This window comes from Pseudomonas sp. GW823-FHT04A03, assembly GCF_058796615.1.
Map to the genome: position 1 here is coordinate 448,847 of NZ_JBXAIV010000003.1, position 17,269 is coordinate 466,115.

The 17,269-nt window shown below is 59.3% G+C and carries 21 protein-coding genes and 1 tRNA gene; 4 read left to right on the top strand and 18 right to left on the bottom strand.

The features are described from left to right. Nucleotides 1-10 precede the first annotated feature (10 nt). The 12 genes from rlmN to trmJ form a co-directional block, all read right to left on the bottom strand. Nucleotides 11-1,159: a dual-specificity RNA methyltransferase RlmN gene (gene rlmN / locus AC1Q9F_RS11815; protein WP_007956683.1), complete on the bottom strand. Its 1,149-nt coding sequence runs from the start codon at nt 1,157-1,159 to the stop codon at nt 11-13. Nucleotides 1,160-1,187: 28 nt separating this feature from the next. Beyond that, nucleotides 1,188-1,613 (bottom strand): nucleoside-diphosphate kinase, encoded by a 426-nt coding sequence (gene ndk, locus AC1Q9F_RS11820; RefSeq protein WP_007916882.1) that lies wholly within the window; start codon nt 1,611-1,613, stop codon nt 1,188-1,190. 88 nt (nt 1,614-1,701) lie between these two features. Next, the gene (iscX, locus tag AC1Q9F_RS11825) at nt 1,702-1,902 is read right to left on the bottom strand and encodes a Fe-S cluster assembly protein IscX (protein ID WP_492619853.1); all 201 of its coding nucleotides are present in this window, start codon (nt 1,900-1,902) and stop codon (nt 1,702-1,704) included. Nucleotides 1,903-1,916: 14 nt separating this feature from the next. Continuing rightward, on the bottom strand, nt 1,917-2,258 hold the full coding sequence (gene fdx, locus AC1Q9F_RS11830; RefSeq protein WP_007956685.1) for an ISC system 2Fe-2S type ferredoxin: 342 nt from the start codon (nt 2,256-2,258) through the stop codon (nt 1,917-1,919). Further along, complete coding sequence (gene hscA, locus AC1Q9F_RS11835; RefSeq protein WP_492619852.1) at nt 2,258-4,123, bottom strand: Fe-S protein assembly chaperone HscA; 1,866 nt, start codon at nt 4,121-4,123, stop codon at nt 2,258-2,260. Before hscA ends, fdx begins: the two co-directional genes overlap by 1 nt. Before the next feature lie 51 nt (nt 4,124-4,174). Further along, nucleotides 4,175-4,696, bottom strand: a complete 522-nt coding sequence (hscB, locus tag AC1Q9F_RS11840; protein WP_492619851.1) for a co-chaperone HscB — start codon at nt 4,694-4,696, stop codon at nt 4,175-4,177. An 8-nt stretch (nt 4,697-4,704) separates the two neighbouring features. Beyond that, nucleotides 4,705-5,028 (bottom strand): iron-sulfur cluster assembly protein IscA, encoded by a 324-nt coding sequence (gene iscA / locus AC1Q9F_RS11845; RefSeq protein WP_003227904.1) that lies wholly within the window; start codon nt 5,026-5,028, stop codon nt 4,705-4,707. Nucleotides 5,029-5,056: 28 nt separating this feature from the next. After that, complete coding sequence (gene iscU, locus AC1Q9F_RS11850) at nt 5,057-5,443, bottom strand: Fe-S cluster assembly scaffold IscU (protein WP_003227907.1); 387 nt, start codon at nt 5,441-5,443, stop codon at nt 5,057-5,059. A gap of 101 nt (nt 5,444-5,544) precedes the next feature. Next, complete coding sequence (locus tag AC1Q9F_RS11855; protein WP_007956689.1) at nt 5,545-6,759, bottom strand: IscS subfamily cysteine desulfurase; 1,215 nt, start codon at nt 6,757-6,759, stop codon at nt 5,545-5,547. Between the two features lie 50 nt (nt 6,760-6,809). Continuing rightward, nucleotides 6,810-7,301, bottom strand: a complete 492-nt coding sequence (gene iscR, locus AC1Q9F_RS11860; protein WP_007956690.1) for a Fe-S cluster assembly transcriptional regulator IscR — start codon at nt 7,299-7,301, stop codon at nt 6,810-6,812. 168 nt (nt 7,302-7,469) lie between these two features. After that, the gene (gene cysE / locus AC1Q9F_RS11865) at nt 7,470-8,246 is read right to left on the bottom strand and encodes a serine O-acetyltransferase (RefSeq protein WP_007956691.1); all 777 of its coding nucleotides are present in this window, start codon (nt 8,244-8,246) and stop codon (nt 7,470-7,472) included. A 2-nt stretch (nt 8,247-8,248) separates the two neighbouring features. Further along, on the bottom strand, nt 8,249-9,019 hold the full coding sequence (trmJ, locus tag AC1Q9F_RS11870) for a tRNA (cytosine(32)/uridine(32)-2'-O)-methyltransferase TrmJ (protein ID WP_007956692.1): 771 nt from the start codon (nt 9,017-9,019) through the stop codon (nt 8,249-8,251). A gap of 145 nt (nt 9,020-9,164) precedes the next feature. On the opposite strand from trmJ, the gene suhB reads away from it, so the two are divergent. Then, a complete protein-coding gene (suhB, locus tag AC1Q9F_RS11875; RefSeq protein ID WP_007941397.1) occupies nt 9,165-9,983 on the top strand; it encodes a type III secretion system regulator SuhB in 819 nt (272 codons plus the stop codon). 98 nt (nt 9,984-10,081) lie between these two features. On the opposite strand, the gene AC1Q9F_RS11880 is transcribed toward suhB, so the two are convergent. From AC1Q9F_RS11880 to queA, 6 genes are all read right to left on the bottom strand, one after another. After that, nucleotides 10,082-10,630, bottom strand: a complete 549-nt coding sequence (locus tag AC1Q9F_RS11880; RefSeq protein WP_007956693.1) for a glycine zipper 2TM domain-containing protein — start codon at nt 10,628-10,630, stop codon at nt 10,082-10,084. A gap of 120 nt (nt 10,631-10,750) precedes the next feature. Then, nucleotides 10,751-11,665: a protein translocase subunit SecF gene (gene secF, locus AC1Q9F_RS11885; protein WP_007956694.1), complete on the bottom strand. Its 915-nt coding sequence runs from the start codon at nt 11,663-11,665 to the stop codon at nt 10,751-10,753. Between the two features lie 9 nt (nt 11,666-11,674). After that, nucleotides 11,675-13,543 (bottom strand): protein translocase subunit SecD, encoded by a 1,869-nt coding sequence (gene secD / locus AC1Q9F_RS11890; RefSeq protein ID WP_007956695.1) that lies wholly within the window; start codon nt 13,541-13,543, stop codon nt 11,675-11,677. 64 nt (nt 13,544-13,607) lie between these two features. Then, nucleotides 13,608-13,943: a preprotein translocase subunit YajC gene (gene yajC, locus AC1Q9F_RS11895; protein WP_007956696.1), complete on the bottom strand. Its 336-nt coding sequence runs from the start codon at nt 13,941-13,943 to the stop codon at nt 13,608-13,610. A gap of 43 nt (nt 13,944-13,986) precedes the next feature. Next, on the bottom strand, nt 13,987-15,102 hold the full coding sequence (gene tgt / locus AC1Q9F_RS11900) for a tRNA guanosine(34) transglycosylase Tgt (RefSeq protein ID WP_161794909.1): 1,116 nt from the start codon (nt 15,100-15,102) through the stop codon (nt 13,987-13,989). A 14-nt stretch (nt 15,103-15,116) separates the two neighbouring features. Then, complete coding sequence (gene queA / locus AC1Q9F_RS11905; RefSeq protein WP_492619850.1) at nt 15,117-16,166, bottom strand: tRNA preQ1(34) S-adenosylmethionine ribosyltransferase-isomerase QueA; 1,050 nt, start codon at nt 16,164-16,166, stop codon at nt 15,117-15,119. Between the two features lie 108 nt (nt 16,167-16,274). Here queA and AC1Q9F_RS11910 point away from each other — a divergent pair. The 3 genes from AC1Q9F_RS11910 to AC1Q9F_RS11920 all read left to right on the top strand — a co-directional run bounded on the left by AC1Q9F_RS11910 (nt 16,275) and on the right by AC1Q9F_RS11920 (nt 17,258). Further along, nucleotides 16,275-16,359: transfer RNA gene (locus AC1Q9F_RS11910), tRNA-Leu, on the top strand. Between the two features lie 93 nt (nt 16,360-16,452). Then, on the top strand, nt 16,453-16,782 hold the full coding sequence (locus AC1Q9F_RS11915; RefSeq protein WP_007956700.1) for a hypothetical protein: 330 nt from the start codon (nt 16,453-16,455) through the stop codon (nt 16,780-16,782). Between the two features lie 110 nt (nt 16,783-16,892). Beyond that, nucleotides 16,893-17,258, top strand: coding sequence for a hypothetical protein (locus AC1Q9F_RS11920; protein ID WP_492619849.1), 366 nt, complete (start codon nt 16,893-16,895; stop codon nt 17,256-17,258). Nucleotides 17,259-17,269: the final 11 nt, after the last annotated feature.

Consider the following 17,269-nt stretch of genomic DNA (forward strand, 5'->3'; position numbering starts at 1 on the left):
AGATCCTCTCTTAGTTAGTGTTCGCGGCGTTCTGCGCCAGATCGCTGTCGGCGCTCAATTCGCGCACGGCGATGTAACGTTCGCTGCGACGGGTGCGATCCAGCACCTGCCCTACCAATTGACCACAAGCCGCGTCGATGTCTTCACCACGGGTGGTGCGCACGGTGACGTTGAAACCGGCCTGGTGAAGCTGATCCTGGAACCGGCGGATGGCGTTGTTGCTCGGCCGCTCGTACCCGGAATGCGGGAACGGGTTGAACGGAATCAGGTTGATCTTGCATGGAATGTTCTTCAGCAACTCGATCATTTCCACGGCGTGCTCAAGCTTGTCGTTGACGTCCTTGAGCAAGGTGTACTCGATGGTCAGCACGCGCTTCTCGCCCAGTTCGGACATGTAGCGCTGGCACGACTCAAGCAGCATCTTAAGCGGATATTTCTTGTTGATCGGCACCAATTGGTTACGCAATGCGTCATTCGGTGCATGCAGGGACAACGCCAGGGATACGTCGATGTGCTTGGCCAGCTCATCGATCATCGGCACCACACCCGACGTGGACAGGGTCACGCGGCGCTTGGAGATCCCGTAGCCCAGGTCATCCATCATCAGATGCATGGCGGCCACGACGTTGTCGAAGTTCAGCAGCGGTTCGCCCATGCCCATCATCACCACGTTGGTGATGGCGCGATCGATGGTAGCCGGAACACTGCCGAAGGATTTGTTGGCAATCCACACCTGACCGATGACTTCGGCGGCGGTGAGGTTGCTGTTGAAGCCTTGCTTGCCGGTGGAGCAGAAACTGCAGTCCAGGGCACAGCCTGCCTGGGACGAAACGCACAGAGTGCCGCGTTTGCCCTGGGGAATGTAAACGGTCTCGACGCAGCTGCCGGACGCCACGCGCACCACCCACTTGCGGGTGCCGTCGCTGGAAATGTCCTCGCTGACCACTTCGGGACCACGGACCTCAGCAACAGCCTTGAGCTTTTCGCGCAAGGCCTTGCTGACGTTCGTCATGGCGTCGAAATCATCGACGCCAAAGTGGTGAATCCATTTCATTACCTGACCGGCACGGAAACGCTTCTCCCCGATTGAGTCGAAGAATTTTTCCATTTCCGGCTGGGTCAGACCCAGCAGGTTGGTTTTAACAGTCGATGTAGTCATGGATTCACCTTCACTCTTAAGCCAATGCTTAGCGAGTGGTTACTTCAGTAGCTGCGAAGAAGTACGAGATTTCACGAGCAGCAGCGGCTTCGGAGTCCGAACCGTGTACAGCGTTGGCGTCGATGGAATCAGCGAAGTCAGCACGGATGGTGCCGGCAGCAGCTTCTTTAGGGTTGGTAGCGCCCATCAGCTCACGGTTCAGAGCGATGGCGTTTTCGCCTTCCAGAACCTGAACAACAACAGGACCGGAGATCATGAAGGCAACCAGGTCGCCGAAGAAGCCACGAGCGCTGTGCTCAGCGTAGAAGCCTTCGGCTTCGGCTTTGGACAGTTGCTTCAGTTTCGAAGCTACAACGCGCAGGCCGGCTTTTTCGAAACGAGTGGTGATCTCGCCGATCACGTTTTTAGCAACGGCGTCAGGCTTGATGATGGAGAAAGTACGTTGAACAGCCATGGTGTAACTCCAGAAACGGTAATTTGCGAAAAATTAAACCCGCGAATTATACGCGGGTTCTTGGGTATTGCCTAACCTGCGAGGACGATCAGTCTACTTCTTCGATCCAGAGGGCCTGAACCGCTTCCAACACCTTCTCGCCAACACGGCCAGAGTTGTTATCAAAGTCGGGAAGTTCCATGATCCATCGCTGCAAGTCGACGAAATTGACAGAAAGCGGATCGACATCCGGCTTGGCTTCGGCCAGCTCTTCTGCAATACGTTGAACATCATTCCAACCGTAGCTCATGACAGTCTTACCAGTCAGTGCGGCGCTTCGGCCGCATGGTTAAGCGAATATTTCGGAATTTCGACGGTGATGTCTTCTTCACCGACGATCGCCTGGCAAGCCAGGCGCGACTGGGCTTCCAGACCCCAGGCACGATCAAGGAAATCTTCCTCCAACTCGTCGGCTTCTTCCAGCGAGTCAAAACCCTCGCGGATGATGCAGTGACAAGTGGTGCAGGCGCAGACGCCGCCGCAGGCGCTTTCCATCTCGATATGGTGTTCGTGAGCCAGTTCGAGGATCGACGTGCCGGGCGCAGCGTCAACGACCATGCCTTCAGGGCAGAACTTCTCGTGTGGCAGAAAAATGACCTGCGGCATCAGATATCCTCGATTTCATTCAGATTGCGCCCCGACAGAGCGGCTTTCACCGTCTGATCCATACGACGGGCTGCAAAAGCATCGGTCACTTGCGACAGACGCTTGGTCTGCTGCTCGATGGCATAACCATCAGTGCCTTTCATCAGTTCGGTCAGTTCCTGCACCTGCAGATCGATGACCATGCGCTCTTCGGCGTCGAGCAAACGCTCGCCATCCGCCTCAAGAGCGCCCTGCACCGCTTCGATCAGGCGCTGGGCATCGACTTGCTGCTCGCGAAGAACGCGGGCCACTTTGTCGTCATTGGCGTGCTGGAACGAATCTTTCAGCATCTTGGCGATTTCGCCGTCAGTCAGGCCATAGGACGGCTTGACCTGAATGCTGGCTTCAACGCCCGAACCCAGCTCACGGGCAGAGACGCTGAGCAGACCGTCGGCATCGACCTGAAAGGTCACACGAATTTTCGCCGCACCGGCCACCATCGCCGGGATGCCGCGCAATTCGAAGCGAGCCAGAGAGCGGCAATCGCTGATCAGCTCACGCTCGCCCTGCAATACGTGGATCGCCATGGCCGACTGGCCGTCTTTATAAGTGGTGAAGTCCTGGGCGCGAGCGACGGGGATGGTGGTGTTGCGCGGAATCACCTTCTCCATCAGACCGCCCATGGTTTCCAGCCCCAGGGACAGCGGAATCACGTCGAGCAGCAACAGTTCGCCGCCATCGCGCTTGTTGCCAGCCAGCGTATCGGCCTGGATCGCGGCACCGATGGCCACCACTTGATCCGGGTCGATTTCGGTCAGCGGCTGACGACCGAAGGCTTCGGCGACGGCTTCACGAACACGCGGAACGCGGGTGGAACCACCGACCATGACCACGGCGTGCACGTCTTCCAGCTCGACGCCGGAATCGCGGACGGCGCGGCGGCAGGCTTTCAGACTGCGGGCGACCATTGGTTCGATTAGCGTATCGAAGGCTTCGCGGGTCAGCTGTGCTTTCCAGTCGCCGTAGGCAACTTCAACACTGTCTGCATCTGTAAGGGCTTCTTTGGCGGCGCAGGCAGTTTGCAGCAGGCTGCGCTGTGCGCCTGGATCGAGGTCGGCGGACAAACCGGCGCTCTCGATGATCCAGCCGGCAATCGCGTGATCGAAGTCATCGCCACCCAACGCACTGTCGCCGCCAGTGGCCAAGACTTCGAAGACACCGCCAGTGAGGCGCAGAATCGAAATATCGAAGGTGCCGCCACCCAGATCGTAAATCGCGACCAGGCCTTCGGCATGTTGATCCAGACCGTATGCCACTGCCGCTGCCGTCGGCTCGTTGAGCAGACGCAACACATTCAGACCGGCAAGTTTCGCCGCGTCCTTCGTCGCCTGACGCTGAGCATCGTCGAAATACGCCGGAACAGTGATCACCGCGCCCACCAGCTCACCGCCAAGGGTGGCTTCAGCGCGTTGACGCAATACTTTCAGGATATCGGCGGAGACTTCGACCGGGCTTTTCGGCCCCTGCACGGTGTCGATGAACGGCATGTGCGATTCGCCGCCGACAAAGCGGTACGGCAACTGATCGCCCAATTGCTTGACGTCGGACAGACCACGACCCATCAGGCGCTTGACCGACAGCACGGTATTCAGGGGATCGGAGGACGCAGCCAGTTTGGCTGATTCGCCGACTTCGACGCGATCGGCGTGATAACGCACGGCGGAAGGCAGGATAACCCGCCCTTCGGCATCGGCCAGCGGCTCGGAAAGACCACTGCGCAACGCAGCGACCAGCGAATTGGTAGTACCCAAGTCAATCCCCACAGCCAGACGACGCTGGTGCGGTTGAGGACTTTGGCCGGGTTCGGCGATCTGCAGTAGGGCCATCGTGATCAGGACTTATCTGTATATCAGGCGTGCGACCGGAGCGGCACTGGGTTAATCGTCGAGGCGCTCTTCTAACTGGCGCACTTCGTAGGTGAGCTTGTCGAGGAACTGCATGCGCCGCATCAGGCGTTCGGCCTGCTCGCGTTGCGCTGCATCATCCCAACAGGCTGCGAAGCTTTCATTGAGCTCTTCCTGGGCGGTTTTCAGGCGACGCTTGAAAGCCGCGACACCCTCCAGGTCGGCACTGTCCTGCAGATCTTCGAGCTCTTCGCGCCATTGCATCTGTTGCAGAAGAAACTCGGGATCGTGGACGGTGACTTCCATCGGCACTTCATGCCCGCTGATGGTCAGCAGGTAGCGCGCACGCTGGGCCGGACTCTTGAGCGTCTGGTAGGCATCGTTGAGCCGCGCAGACTGCTCGAGCGCCGACCGCTGCTCGCGCTCGGAAGCATCGGCAAAGCGGTCAGGATGAACGCCGCGCGCCAGCTCGCGATAGCGCGTGGCCAACTGCTCGAGATCCAGACGGAAGCCCGGTTGCAGCTCGAATAAAGCGAAATGACAAGGAATACCCACGACAAGCCTCAGATGTTGAAGCTTTCGCCGCAGCCACATTCACCGCGTACGTTGGGGTTGTTGAACTTGAAGCCTTCGTTCAACCCTTCCTTGACGAAATCGAGCTCGGTGCCGTCGAGGTAGGCCAGGCTTTTCGGGTCGATGATCACTTTTTCGCCGTGACTCTCGAACACCTGATCTTCTGCAACCACCTCGTCGACAAACTCCAGCACGTAGGCAAGGCCGGAACAGCCCGTGGTGCGAACACCCAGACGAATCCCTTCACCCTTGCCGCGCCCGTCGAGGGAGCGTCGCACGTGTCGAGCAGCCGCTTCTGTCATGCTGATAGCCATCGTTGACTCCTTACTCGTCGCCCAATGCTTAGATCAAGCCTTTCTTCTGCTTGTAATCGCGAACGGCGGCCTTGATGGCGTCTTCAGCGAGAACCGAGCAGTGGATTTTCACTGGCGGCAGGGCCAGTTCTTCAGCCAGCTGAGTGTTCTTGATGGTTTCAGCTTCGTCCAGGGTCTTGCCCTTCATCCACTCGGTGGCGAGGGAGCTGGAGGCGATAGCCGAACCGCAGCCGTAGGTCTTGAACTTGGCGTCTTCGATAACGCCTTGATCGTTGACCTTGATTTGCAGACGCATTACGTCGCCGCACGCCGGAGCGCCGACCATGCCGGTGCCGACATCAGGATCTTCCGCGTTCATCTTGCCGACGTTGCGCGGGTTTTCGTAGTGGTCGATGACCTTTTCGCTGTAAGCCATGATTCTCAATCCTCACTCATCAGGGCCGCTCTTGAGACCCTGCAACTGCGCTGCGTAAACCGCCGCGTCGCTACAGGATCTGTATCCGGCGGCTTCTATATTTAGTGTGCCGCCCACTCGATCTTCGAGATATCGACGCCGTCTTTGTACATGTCCCACAGCGGCGACAGAGCGCGCAGCTTGGTAACGGCCTCGCAGACTTTCTGCGCGGCGTAGTCGATTTCTTCTTCGGTGGTGAAACGGCCGAAGGTGAAACGGATCGAGCTGTGTGCCAGTTCGTCGTTGCGGCCCAGGGCGCGCAGTACGTACGAAGGCTCAAGCGACGCCGAGGTGCAGGCCGAACCGGACGATACCGCCAGATCCTTGAGCGCCATGATCAGCGACTCGCCTTCAACGTAGTTGAAGCTCAGGTTCAGGTTGTGCGGAACGCGGGCGGTCAGGCTGCCGTTGACGTACAGCTCTTCCAGGTGCTCGACCTGCTTGTAGAAACGGTCGCTCAACGCCTTGATGCGGACGTTTTCGGCAGCCATGTCTTCCTTGGCCACACGGAACGCTTCGCCCATGCCGACGATTTGGTGAGTCGCCAGGGTGCCGGAACGCATGCCGCGCTCGTGACCGCCGCCGTGCATGGTCGCTTCGATGCGCACACGCGGCTTGCGGCTGACGTACAGCGCTCCGATGCCTTTAGGGCCGTAGGTCTTGTGGGCGGAGAACGACATCATGTCGACTTTCAGTTTCTGCAGGTCGATTTCGACCTTGCCGGTGGACTGAGCGGCGTCGACGTGGAACAGGATGCCCTTCGAACGAAGCAGCTCGCCGATGGCGGCGATGTCGTTGACGGTGCCGATTTCGTTGTTCACGTGCATTACCGACACCAGGATGGTGTCTTCGCGCAGCGCGGCTTCGATCATGGCCGGGGTGATCAGGCCATCTTCGGTAGGATCGAGGTAGGTGACTTCGAAACCTTCACGCTCCAGCTGGCGCATGGTGTCGAGGACAGCCTTGTGCTCGATCTTGGAGGTGATCAGGTGTTTGCCCTTGGAGGCGTAGAAATGTGCCGCACCCTTGATTGCCAGGTTGTCGGACTCGGTGGCACCGGAGGTCCAGACGATTTCACGCGGGTCGGCGTTGACCAGATCGGCCACCTGACGACGGGCGTTTTCGACGGACTCTTCGGCTTTCCAGCCGAACACGTGGGAACGGGACGCCGGGTTACCGAAGTTTCCGTCGACCAGCAGGCATTCACTCATTTTTTGCGCAACGCGCGGATCGACCGGGGTGGTCGCAGAGTAATCAAGGTAAATCGGCAATTTCATGGACTATCTCCTAAATCAGGCTGGCTGGCGTGCCGCTAGCTCTCTGGCTGTCATTCGACGGCGGACGCTTCAATCTTGTCCAGGCGCGGCGCCTTGCCATTGCAACGACGCTGATCCTGACGCTGGGCCACTTCCTGCACCTCACGGCGAGTTACGAGGTCGGCCAAGCTGATACCGCTGAGAAATTCGTGAATCTGCAGGCTCAGGTCGCACCACAGGTGATGGGTCAGGCAGGTGTCACCGGAGTGGCAGTCGCCTTGGCCCTGGCATTTTGTTGCATCGACCGATTCGTTCACCGCATCGATCACCTGAGCCACCTGGATGCCCTGCATGTCGCGGGACAACTGGTAGCCACCGCCCGGACCGCGAACACTGGAAACCAGGTTACTGCGGCGCAGCTTGGCGAAAAGCTGTTCGAGATAGGACAGGGAGATGCCTTGGCGCTCGGAGATATCGGCCAGGGACACCGGCCCGTGTTGCGCGTGCAACGCCAGGTCAAGCATGGCGGTCACGGCGTATCGGCCTTTTGTAGTCAGTCGCATGGACAATTACCACGGAGTTCGGAATGGGCGGGAGTATGCAATTCCCGAGCATTTAAGTCAACTATAAGACCTAGTGCTTTAGTCGGGTTTACCCGCAAAAGAGCGCGCGAATGATAGCAGGGTCTGCGGCCTAATGGCACACCGGTCGGCAGCAGCCCTGCAAGTACATCAATGGAGCTTGGATTCGTCCTTGCCCTTGACGCAGGCGAAGTCTTCTTCACGCAGCTCAGGCAGATCTTTCGCACAATAATTACTGCCCAGATCCTTCAGCGCGCCGCACATTCCCTCCAGACGTCCGTCCACCGCTTGCAGGTGATCGAGCAACTGGCCGATGGCGCGCGCCACCGGATCGGGCATGTCTTCGCTGACGCCGTAGGCGTCGAAGCCGATCTTCTCGGCCATCGCCTTGCGCTTGGCGTCGGCCTCATCATCGGACTTGACGATGATCCGGCCCGGAATCCCCACCACAGTGGCGCCCGGAGGCACTTCTTTGGTGACCACAGCATTGGAACCGACCTTGGCGCCGGCACCCACAGTGAACGGACCGAGCACTTTCGCGCCCGCCCCCACTACAACGCCATCGCCGAGGGTCGGGTGACGCTTGCCCTTGTTCCAGCTGGTACCACCCAGGGTCACGCCCTGATAGATCGTCACGTCATCGCCGATTTCTGCGGTTTCGCCGATCACGATGCCCATGCCGTGGTCGATGAAGAAGCGTCGACCGACCTTGGCGCCCGGATGAATCTCGATTCCGGTCAGCCAGCGACCGAAGTTCGACACCAGCCGCGCCAGCCATTTCAGATCATTGCGCCAGAGCATGCCGGCCAATCGATGAATCCAGATTGCATGCATGCCGGGGTAGCAGGTCAGGACTTCAAAAGCGTTACGCGCCGCCGGGTCTCGGTGGAATACGCTCTGGATATCTTCACGCAAACGCTCGAACATCATTAATCCTTCCGCTTAAGGAGCTCGCCACGGGCCGCTTTCTGGGTTTCCGTGAGGATGCCACGCAAAATATTCATTTCCGCCCGGCTGACCGAGCTGCGTCCGTACAACCGGCGCAGGCGCGCCATCAAGTGCCGCGGCTTTTCCGGATCAAGGAATTCGATGGCCACCAAGGTCTGCTCCAAGTGTTCATAGAACCGCTCCAGCTCATCCATGGTCGCAAGCTCTGCGCTTTTCACGGAGGCCACTTCTTCCTTCTCGATCTTGGTCGGCTGGCCTTGTGCAGCCAGCCACGCCATGCGCACTTCATAACTCAACACCTGCACCGCCGCCCCGAGGTTCAGCGAGCTGAACTCAGGATCGGAGGGGATGTGCACGTGATAGTGACATCGCTGCAGCTCGTCGTTGGTCAGGCCGGAATCTTCACGACCGAACACCAACGCGATTTCCGCGCCCTGCCCCGCCTCCTCGACCACTTTGGTCCCGCACTCGCGCGGGTCCAGCAATGGCCAGGGGATGCGTCGGTCACGGGCACTGGTGCCGAGCACCAGATTGCAACCGACCAGGGCGTCTTCCAAGGTGGCGACGACTTGCGCGTTTTCAAGGATGTCACCGGCACCGGAAGCACGGGCATCGGCTTCGTGATGCGGAAAGACTCGCGGATCAACCAGCACCAGACGCGACAGGCCCATGTTTTTCATGGCGCGCGCGGTCCCGCCGATGTTTCCCGGATGGCTGGTATTGACCAGGACGACACGAATATTTTGCAGCACGGCGGGCGCTCTCGGACTCGGCAAAGGGGTGCAAATCTTACAGAACAGCCTACCGTTAAGCTATGAAAGCGAACAGCGACCTTCACCTGAAGAAAAGTTCTGATAGAATGCGCGGCTTTCTTTAACAACCTTAGGTGACACATCCATGCAGCCCATGCTGAATATCGCGCTGCGCGCCGCCCGCAGCGCCAGTGAACTGATCTTCCGCTCCATCGAGCGCCTGGATACCATCAAGGTCGACGAAAAAGACGCCAAGGATTACGTATCCGAGGTTGATCGCGCCGCCGAACAGAAAATCATCGACGCCCTGCGCAAGGCTTACCCGAATCACTCGATCATGGGTGAAGAGACCGGCCTGCACGCCGGCACCGGCATCGAAGGCGAAGAATACCTGTGGATCATCGATCCGCTGGACGGCACCACCAACTTCCTGCGCGGCATTCCTCACTTCGCTGTCAGCATTGCCTGCAAATACCGTGGTCGCCTGGAACACGCCGTTGTTCTGGATCCGGTTCGCCAGGAAGAATTCACTGCCAGCCGTGGTCGCGGCGCTCAACTGAACGGTCGTCGCCTGCGTGTCAGCGGTCGTACCAGCCTGGACGGCGCTCTGCTCGGTACCGGTTTCCCGTTCCGTGACGACCAGATGGACAACCTCGACAACTACCTGGGCATGTTCCGCGCCCTGGTTGGCCAGACTGCCGGCATCCGTCGCGCCGGTTCGGCGAGCCTGGACTTGGCTTACGTGGCCGCTGGCCGTTTCGACGCGTTCTGGGAGTCGGGCCTGTCCGAGTGGGACATGGCTGCTGGCGCCCTGCTGATTCAGGAAGCAGGCGGTCTGGTGAGCGACTTCACCGGCGGTCACGACTTCCTTGAAAAAGGCCACGTCGTTGCCGGCAACACCAAATGCTTCAAGGCAGTTCTGACGGCGATCCAGCCGCACCTGCCGGCCTCGCTGAAGCGCTAAGCGTTTCGCGAAACCCAAAAAAAACACCCTTCGGGGTGTTTTTTTATGGGCATGAAAAAGCACCCCGAAGGGTGCTTTTCTTATAAGCCATCAACCAGTTACTGGCCTGGCTCGTTCTGCGACAGGATCAGCTTGCCTTCCTTGTCGACCGGAATCTGGTTGCCCGGATCACGATCCATCCGCACCTTGCCTTCCTTGCCGTCCAGCGAATACCGGACGTCATAGCCCACAACCTTGTCGCTGATGTCATTCACGGTGTTACAGCGAGTCTGGGTCGTGGTGTAGGTATCACGCTCCTGCATACCCTCCTGAACCTTGTTACCGGCGTAACCACCACCGACCGCACCGGCCACCGTGGCAATCTTCTTGCCGGTGCCGCCGCCGATCTGGTTACCCAGCAGACCACCTGCCAGCGCACCGACCACGGTGCCGGCGATCTGGTGTTGATCTTTCACCGGCGCCTGCCGGGTCACCGTCACATCCTTGCACACTTCACGTGGAGTCTTGATCTGTGTTTTGACCGGCTCTACGGCCAGCACTTGCGCATACTCAGGGCCGCTTTTAACCAGGCTGTAGGTGGCAACAGCACCCCCGGCAGTCACACCGACAGCACCCAATACCGCACCAACCAGCAACGACTTGTTCACATGAACCTCCTGACCATCACATGCGGGACGCGCCCGCGCTTCTCCCAGCCTTGGAGCAAAAAAAAAGACGCGAGTTCAACTCGCGTCTTTTTTGACTGACGGCCGGGGAAACGATGGCCGTTATGGACGGTCGTCGACTTCCTTCTCGGTGTTGACCGGCGGAATCAGGTCCTCGGTCGACAGGTTCAGCCAGATCAGCACCACGTTGGCGATGTAGATCGACGAGTAGGTACCCGCCAGAACACCCACCAGCAGCGCCAGGGAGAAGCCGTACAGGTTGTCACCGCCGAAGAACAGCAGCGCCGCGATCGCCAGCAAGGTCGAAACCGAGGTCGCGATGGTCCGCAGCAGGGTCTGCGTGGTCGAGATGTTGATGTTCTCGATCAGCGTCGCCTTGCGCAATACGCGGAAGTTCTCACGCACCCGGTCGAACACGACGATGGTGTCGTTCAACGAGTAACCGATGATCGCCAGTACCGCCGCCAGCACCGTCAGGTCGAAGGTGATCTGGAAGAACGAGAGGATACCCACGGTCACGATCACGTCGTGAATCAGCGACACGATGGCGCCGACCGCAAACTTCCACTGAAAGCGGAAAGCCAGGTAGATCAGGATGCCGCCGAGCGCCAGCAGCATGCCCATGCCGCCTTGGTCGCGCAGTTCTTCACCGACCTGCGGGCCGACGAACTCGACGCGCTTGACGGTCGCCGGGTTGTCGCCGCCGACCTTCTGCAGCGCTTCCGCCACCTGATGGCCCAGCTGCGGGTCTTCACCCGGCATGCGCACCAGCAGATCGGTGGTCGCGCCGAAGTTCTGCACGACGGCTTCGTGATAACCGGAAGAAACCAGTTGCTCGCGCACCTTGGTGACATCGGCCGGACGCTCGTAGGTCAGCTCGATGAGCGTACCGCCGGTGAAGTCCAGACCCCAGTTCATGCCCTTGTGGAACACACTGAAGATTGCCAGCAAGGTCAGGAATACAGTGACGCCGAACGCAAAGTTGCGGACGCCCATGAAGTTGATTGTACGTAACATGGCAGCCCCTTAAATCCACAACTTCTTGAAGTCACGACCGCCGAAGATCAGGTTGACCATCGCGCGGGTGACCATGATGGCCGTGAACATCGAGGTCAGAACCCCGAGGGACATGGTTACTGCGAAGCCCTTCACCGGGCCGGTGCCCATGGCGAAAAGGATGCCGCCGACCAGCAAGGTGGTCAGGTTGGCGTCGAGAATCGCAGTGAATGCCCGACCGAAGCCTTCGTTGATTGCACGCTGCACAGTCATGCCGGCGGCGATCTCTTCACGAATCCGCGAGAAGATCAGTACGTTGGCGTCGACCGCCATACCCATGGTCAACACGATACCGGCGATACCCGGCAGGGTGAGCGTTGCGCCCAGCAGCGACATCAGCGCCAGCAGCAGCACCATGTTCACCGCCAGAGCAACGGTGGCGATCAGGCCGAAGAAACGGTAGATGGCGATGATGAACAGCGAGACGAACAGCATGCCCCACAGCGATGCATCGATACCCTTGGTGATGTTGTCCGCACCCAGGCTCGGGCCGATGGTGCGTTCTTCAGCGAAGTACATCGGAGCAGCCAGACCACCGGCACGCAGCAGCAGCGCCAGTTCGGACGACTCGCCCTGGCCGTTCAGGCCGGTGATACGGAACTGAGCACCCAGCGGCGACTGAATGGTCGCCAGGCTGATGATCTTCTTCTCTTCCTTGAAGGTCTGCACCGCGACGTCTTTCTCGACGCCATCGACCACTTGCTTGGTGTAAGTGGTGACAGGGCGCTGCTCGATGAAGATCACCGCCATGCTGCGACCGACGTTGCTGCGGGTCGCGCGGCTCATCAGCTCGCCACCGTGGCCATCCAGACGGATGTTCACTTCAGGGGTGCCGTGCTCGCCGAAACCGGCCTTGGCGTCAGTCACCTGGTCACCGGTGATGATCAGGCCACGCTCGATTTGTGCAGGAGGACGCTTGCCTTCGCGGAATTCGAAGGTCTCGGAAGTGGCTTTCGAAGCGCCCGGCTCTGCAGCCAGACGGAACTCCAGGTTGGCCGTCTTGCCGAGGATACGCTTGGCTTCGGCAGTGTCCTGCACGCCCGGCAGCTCAACCACGATACGGTTGGCGCCCTGACGCTGGACGATCGGTTCGGCAACACCCAGCTCGTTGACGCGGTTACGTACCGTGGTCAGGTTCTGCTTGATGGAGTATTCACGGATTTCCGCCAGCTTGGCCGGGGTCATCGCCAGACGCAGCACCGGTTGACCGTTGAGGTCGGCCGGAACAATGTCGAAATCGTTGAAATTCTTGCGGATCAGCGCACGGGCCTGTTCGCGAGAGTCAGCATCGCTGAAGCCCAGCTGAATGGCGCCATTGAGTTGCGGCAGGCTGCGATAACGCAGTTTCTCTTTGCGCAACAGGCTCTTGACGTCGCCTTCGTAGACTTTCAGGCGAGCGTCGAGGGCTTTGTCCATGTCCACTTCCAGCAGGAAGTGCACACCACCGGACAAGTCCAGACCCAGCTTCATCGGGTGCGCGGCCACGCTGCGCAGCCATTGCGGGGTGGTTTGTGCCAGGTTCAGCGCGACGACGTAGTCATCACCCAATGCCTTGCGGACAACGTCCTTGGCCGGCAGCTGGTCTTCAGCCTTGGTCAGACGGATCAGACCGCCCTTGCCGTTCGCAGCCAGGCTCGAAGCCTTGACGTTGATCCCGGATTCCTTGAGCGCGGTGCTCACGCGATCCAGATCGGCCTGATTGACCTGCAGGGCCGTGCTGGCGCCGCTGATCTGAATGGCCGGGTCATCGGGGTATAGATTCGGAGCGGAATAAATCAGACCGATCGCCAGCACCGCCAGGATCAGAATGTATTTCCACAGAGGATATTTGTTCAGCATCACGCCGCCCGTTATGAACGCGGGGCGCCTTGCGCGCCCCGTCGATTGAGTAGAAGTTGGAACCTTAGATCGCTTTCAGCGTGCCTTTTGGCAGCGTGGCGGCGATGGCGCCCTTCTGGAACTTCATTTCCACGGTGTCGGAAACTTCCAGAACCACGAAGTCATCGGCCACTTTGGTGATCTTGCCGGCGATGCCGCCGGTGGTGACCACTTCGTCGCCCTTCTGCAGGCTGCTCAGCAGGTTCTTCTGCTCTTTGGCGCGCTTGGCCTGTGGACGCCAGATCATCAGGTAGAAGATGACCAGGAAACCGACCAGGAAAATCCACTCGAAGCCGCCGCCCATAGGCGCTGCAGCCGGTGCAGCCGCGTCAGCCATGGCATTAGAGATAAAAAAGCTCATTTAGCACTCCAGTTGCAAATGTTGAATCTTGGGGTCAGAAAACTCAGTCCAAAGGCGGAACGGGAAGCCCGCGTTTGGCGTAGAAGGCATCGACAAAGGCGGCCAATGTACCCTGTTGAATAGCCTCGCGCAAACCAGCCATCAGCACCTGATAATGGCGCAAATTGTGGATGGTATTGAGCATGCTGCCGAGCATTTCGCCGCACTTGTCCAGATGATGCAGATAAGCGCGGGAGAAGTTCTGGCAGGTATAGCAATCGCAGGTCGGATCCAGCGGCGAATCATCATGGCGATGGAACGCGTTACGGATCTTCAGCACGCCTGTATCAATGAACAGATGCCCGTTGCGGGCATTACGGGTTGGCATCACGCAATCGAACATGTCCACACCGCGGCGCACACCCTCAACCAGATCTTCCGGTTTGCCAACGCCCATAAGGTAACGAGGTTTGTCAGCCGGCATCATGCCCGGCAGGTAGTCCAGCACCTTGATCATTTCGTGCTTGGGCTCGCCCACCGACAGACCGCCGATGGCCAGGCCGTCGAAACCGATCTTGTCCAGGCCTTCCAGCGAGCGCATGCGCAGGTCCTGGTGCATGCCGCCCTGAACGATGCCGAACAGCGCCGCCGTGTTGTCGCCATGGGCATTCTTCGAACGCTGAGCCCAACGCAGCGACAGCTCCATGGATACACGGGCAACGTCTTCGTCAGCCGGGTACGGCGTGCATTCGTCGAAGATCATCACGATGTCCGAGCCCAGATCACGCTGGACCTGCATCGACTCTTCCGGGCCCATGAACACTTTCGAGCCGTCGACCGGGGAGGCGAAGGTCACGCCCTCCTCCTTGATCTTGCGCATGGCGCCGAGGCTGAACACCTGGAAACCGCCGGAGTCGGTCAGGATCGGGCCTTTCCACTGCATGAAATCGTGCAGGTCGCCGTGTTCCTTGATCACTTCGGTACCCGGGCGCAGCCACAGGTGGAAAGTGTTGCCCAGAATGATCTCCGCGCCCGTGGCGACGATGTCACGCGGCAACATGCCCTTGACCGTGCCGTAGGTGCCCACCGGCATGAAGGCCGGGGTCTCGACGGTGCCACGAGGGAAGGTCAGACGACCACGACGAGCCTTGCCATCGGTGGCAAGCAACTCGAAAGACATACGACAGGTGCGACTCATACGGATTCCTCTGGGCCGCGGGGAGCGGGATTACGGGTGATGAACATCGCATCACCGTAGCTGAAAAAGCGGTATCCGTTATCGACCGCGGCTTTATAGGCAGCCATGGTTTCCGGATAACCGGCGAATGCCGAAACCAGCATCAACAGCGTGGATTCAGGCAAATGGAAATTGGTGACCAAGGCATCGACCACATGGAACGGCCGGCCCGGGAAGATAAAGATGTCGGTGTCGCCGCTGAACGGCTTGAGCACGCCATCGCGGGCGGCGCTTTCCAGCGAGCGCACGCTGGTGGTGCCGACAGCAATCACTCGACCGCCGCGTTCACGGCAAGCGGCGACTGCATCGACCACGTCCTGACTGACTTCCAGCCACTCGCTGTGCATGTGGTGATCTTCGATCTTCTCGACGCGCACCGGCTGGAACGTGCCGGCGCCGACGTGCAGTGTGACGAACGCAGTCTCGACGCCCTTGGCGGCGATCGCTTCCATCAGCGTCTGATCGAAATGCAGGCCCGCGGTCGGTGCCGCCACCGCGCCGAGTTTCTCGGCATACACGGTCTGATAGCGCTCGCGATCCGAACCTTCGTCCGGGCGGTCTATATAAGGAGGCAACGGCATGTGCCCGACGCGATCGAGCAGCAGCAGCACTTCTTCGGCAAACCCCAGCTCGAACAGCGCATCGTGACGCGCCAGCATCTCGGCTTCGCCGCCGCCGTCGATCAGGATCTTCGAACCCGGTTTCGGCGACTTGCTGGAACGCACATGGGCCAGCACGCGGTGGGAATCCAGCACGCGTTCGATGAGGATTTCCAGCTTGCCGCCGGACTCTTTCTGCCCGAACAGGCGCGCCGGAATCACCCGGGTATTGTTGAACACCATCAGATCGCCGGGGCGCAAATGCTCCAGCAGATCAGTGAATTGACGGTGTGCCAGGGCGCCGCTGACCCCATCCAGGGTCAACAGGCGACTACCGCGACGCTCGGCCAAAGGATGGCGGGCAATCAGCGAATCAGGAAGCTCGAAGGTAAAGTCAGCAACGCGCATGATGGGGTTCGTCTAGCAGGGCCGGAAAGTCTAGCGGAAATATCGAAAATTGACCATGAAACGTGATTGACCAACGGTAGGCACCTCTCTATACTTCGCCGCCATTGAGCCCTGATGGCGGAATTGGTAGACGCGGCGGATTCAAAATCCGTTTTCGAAAGGAGTGGGAGTTCGAGTCTCCCTCGGGGCACCAAAATTAAGAAAGGTCTTGCTTAGCAAGGCCTTTTTTTTCGTCTGCCGGAAAGTGCCGCTGGCTCTCCGGCGAGATCTCACACAGGTTCACTCCATGGAAACGTCACTGGAAACCGTTGCCCTGTTCTCCCTCAAACTCGCGTACGAGGAAGAAGGCCTGAGCCCGATTCTGCGGGATGACATGGTCATGGGCGACTATCAGAAAGACGTGTTCGAATTGCTGGTGCGCCGGGGTGATGTCGAGACGATCCAGTTCAAAATGAACGAATGCCTGGCGCTGGCGATGGATGCGTTGGGTGGCGTCGAGAAACCGTTGGGGCGGGAACTGCACAAGTTGTCGACAGACTTCAGTCAGGCGCAGTCGCTGGAGCAGCTGGATCAGCCGCTCCTCGCGCTCAAGGGTTACTTGAAGGACATTCTTTAAGCTACGCAGATGAAGCAAGTGGCGCGCAGCTTCTATTTTGATATCTTGCCGTCCACTCGCTAGAGGCCTGTCAACCGCCTCTGTTATCGCGCACTCGGGAATAAACCAAAATGGATGCTGTGTTGTGCTTGCTGGTGATGGCTGGAACCTGGTTATGGGTGGTGAAGCAACGAGGTGAGTGGAACCTGCTGCTTGCCAACCTTGCCGGCGCCGGAAGTGGCGTGGTTACCGGCATTGTGTTCACGCTGATTTACGACGCAGTCATTGGTACGTCGATGGCGACATCCAATCTGAATCGCAGTCTGGTGGTGTTCATCACGAGCGCGGGCGTTCTGGCGGGGGTATGGCTGTGGATTGCCAATCGCCGTCAACCCGAACATCCGGTTGCACGTCAGTTGCTCGGCGCGGTGTGTGGCTTGGCCGCTGGCATGGCGACCCTGCTGTTTCTGGCGGTGAATTATTTCCCCCACTCGTGACTGGACGGCGT

Coding starts and splice junctions, on each gene's coding strand:
- rlmN (WP_007956683.1), bottom strand. CDS start 1,159: ATGACTACATCGACTGTTAAAACCAACCTGCTGGGTCTGACCCAGCCG.
- ndk (WP_007916882.1), bottom strand. CDS start 1,613: ATGGCTGTTCAACGTACTTTCTCCATCATCAAGCCTGACGCCGTTGCT.
- iscX (WP_492619853.1), bottom strand. CDS start 1,902: ATGAGCTACGGTTGGAATGATGTTCAACGTATTGCAGAAGAGCTGGCC.
- fdx (WP_007956685.1), bottom strand. CDS start 2,258: ATGCCGCAGGTCATTTTTCTGCCACACGAGAAGTTCTGCCCTGAAGGC.
- hscA (WP_492619852.1), bottom strand. CDS start 4,123: ATGGCCCTACTGCAGATCGCCGAACCCGGCCAAAGTCCTCAACCGCAC.
- iscA (WP_003227904.1), bottom strand. CDS start 5,028: ATGGCTATCAGCATGACAGAAGCGGCTGCTCGACACGTGCGACGCTCC.
- iscU (WP_003227907.1), bottom strand. CDS start 5,443: ATGGCTTACAGCGAAAAGGTCATCGACCACTACGAAAACCCGCGCAAC.
- AC1Q9F_RS11855 (WP_007956689.1), bottom strand. CDS start 6,759: ATGAAATTGCCGATTTACCTTGATTACTCTGCGACCACCCCGGTCGAT.
- iscR (WP_007956690.1), bottom strand. CDS start 7,301: ATGCGACTGACTACAAAAGGCCGATACGCCGTGACCGCCATGCTTGAC.
- cysE (WP_007956691.1), bottom strand. CDS start 8,246: ATGTTCGAGCGTTTGCGTGAAGATATCCAGAGCGTATTCCACCGAGAC.
- suhB (WP_007941397.1), top strand. CDS start 9,165: ATGCAGCCCATGCTGAATATCGCGCTGCGCGCCGCCCGCAGCGCCAGT.
- secF (WP_007956694.1), bottom strand. CDS start 11,665: ATGTTACGTACAATCAACTTCATGGGCGTCCGCAACTTTGCGTTCGGC.
- secD (WP_007956695.1), bottom strand. CDS start 13,543: ATGCTGAACAAATATCCTCTGTGGAAATACATTCTGATCCTGGCGGTG.
- yajC (WP_007956696.1), bottom strand. CDS start 13,943: ATGAGCTTTTTTATCTCTAATGCCATGGCTGACGCGGCTGCACCGGCT.
- tgt (WP_161794909.1), bottom strand. CDS start 15,102: ATGTCTTTCGAGTTGCTTGCCACCGATGGCAAGGCTCGTCGTGGTCGT.
- queA (WP_492619850.1), bottom strand. CDS start 16,166: ATGCGCGTTGCTGACTTTACCTTCGAGCTTCCTGATTCGCTGATTGCC.
- AC1Q9F_RS11915 (WP_007956700.1), top strand. CDS start 16,453: ATGGAAACGTCACTGGAAACCGTTGCCCTGTTCTCCCTCAAACTCGCG.
- AC1Q9F_RS11920 (WP_492619849.1), top strand. CDS start 16,893: ATGGATGCTGTGTTGTGCTTGCTGGTGATGGCTGGAACCTGGTTATGG.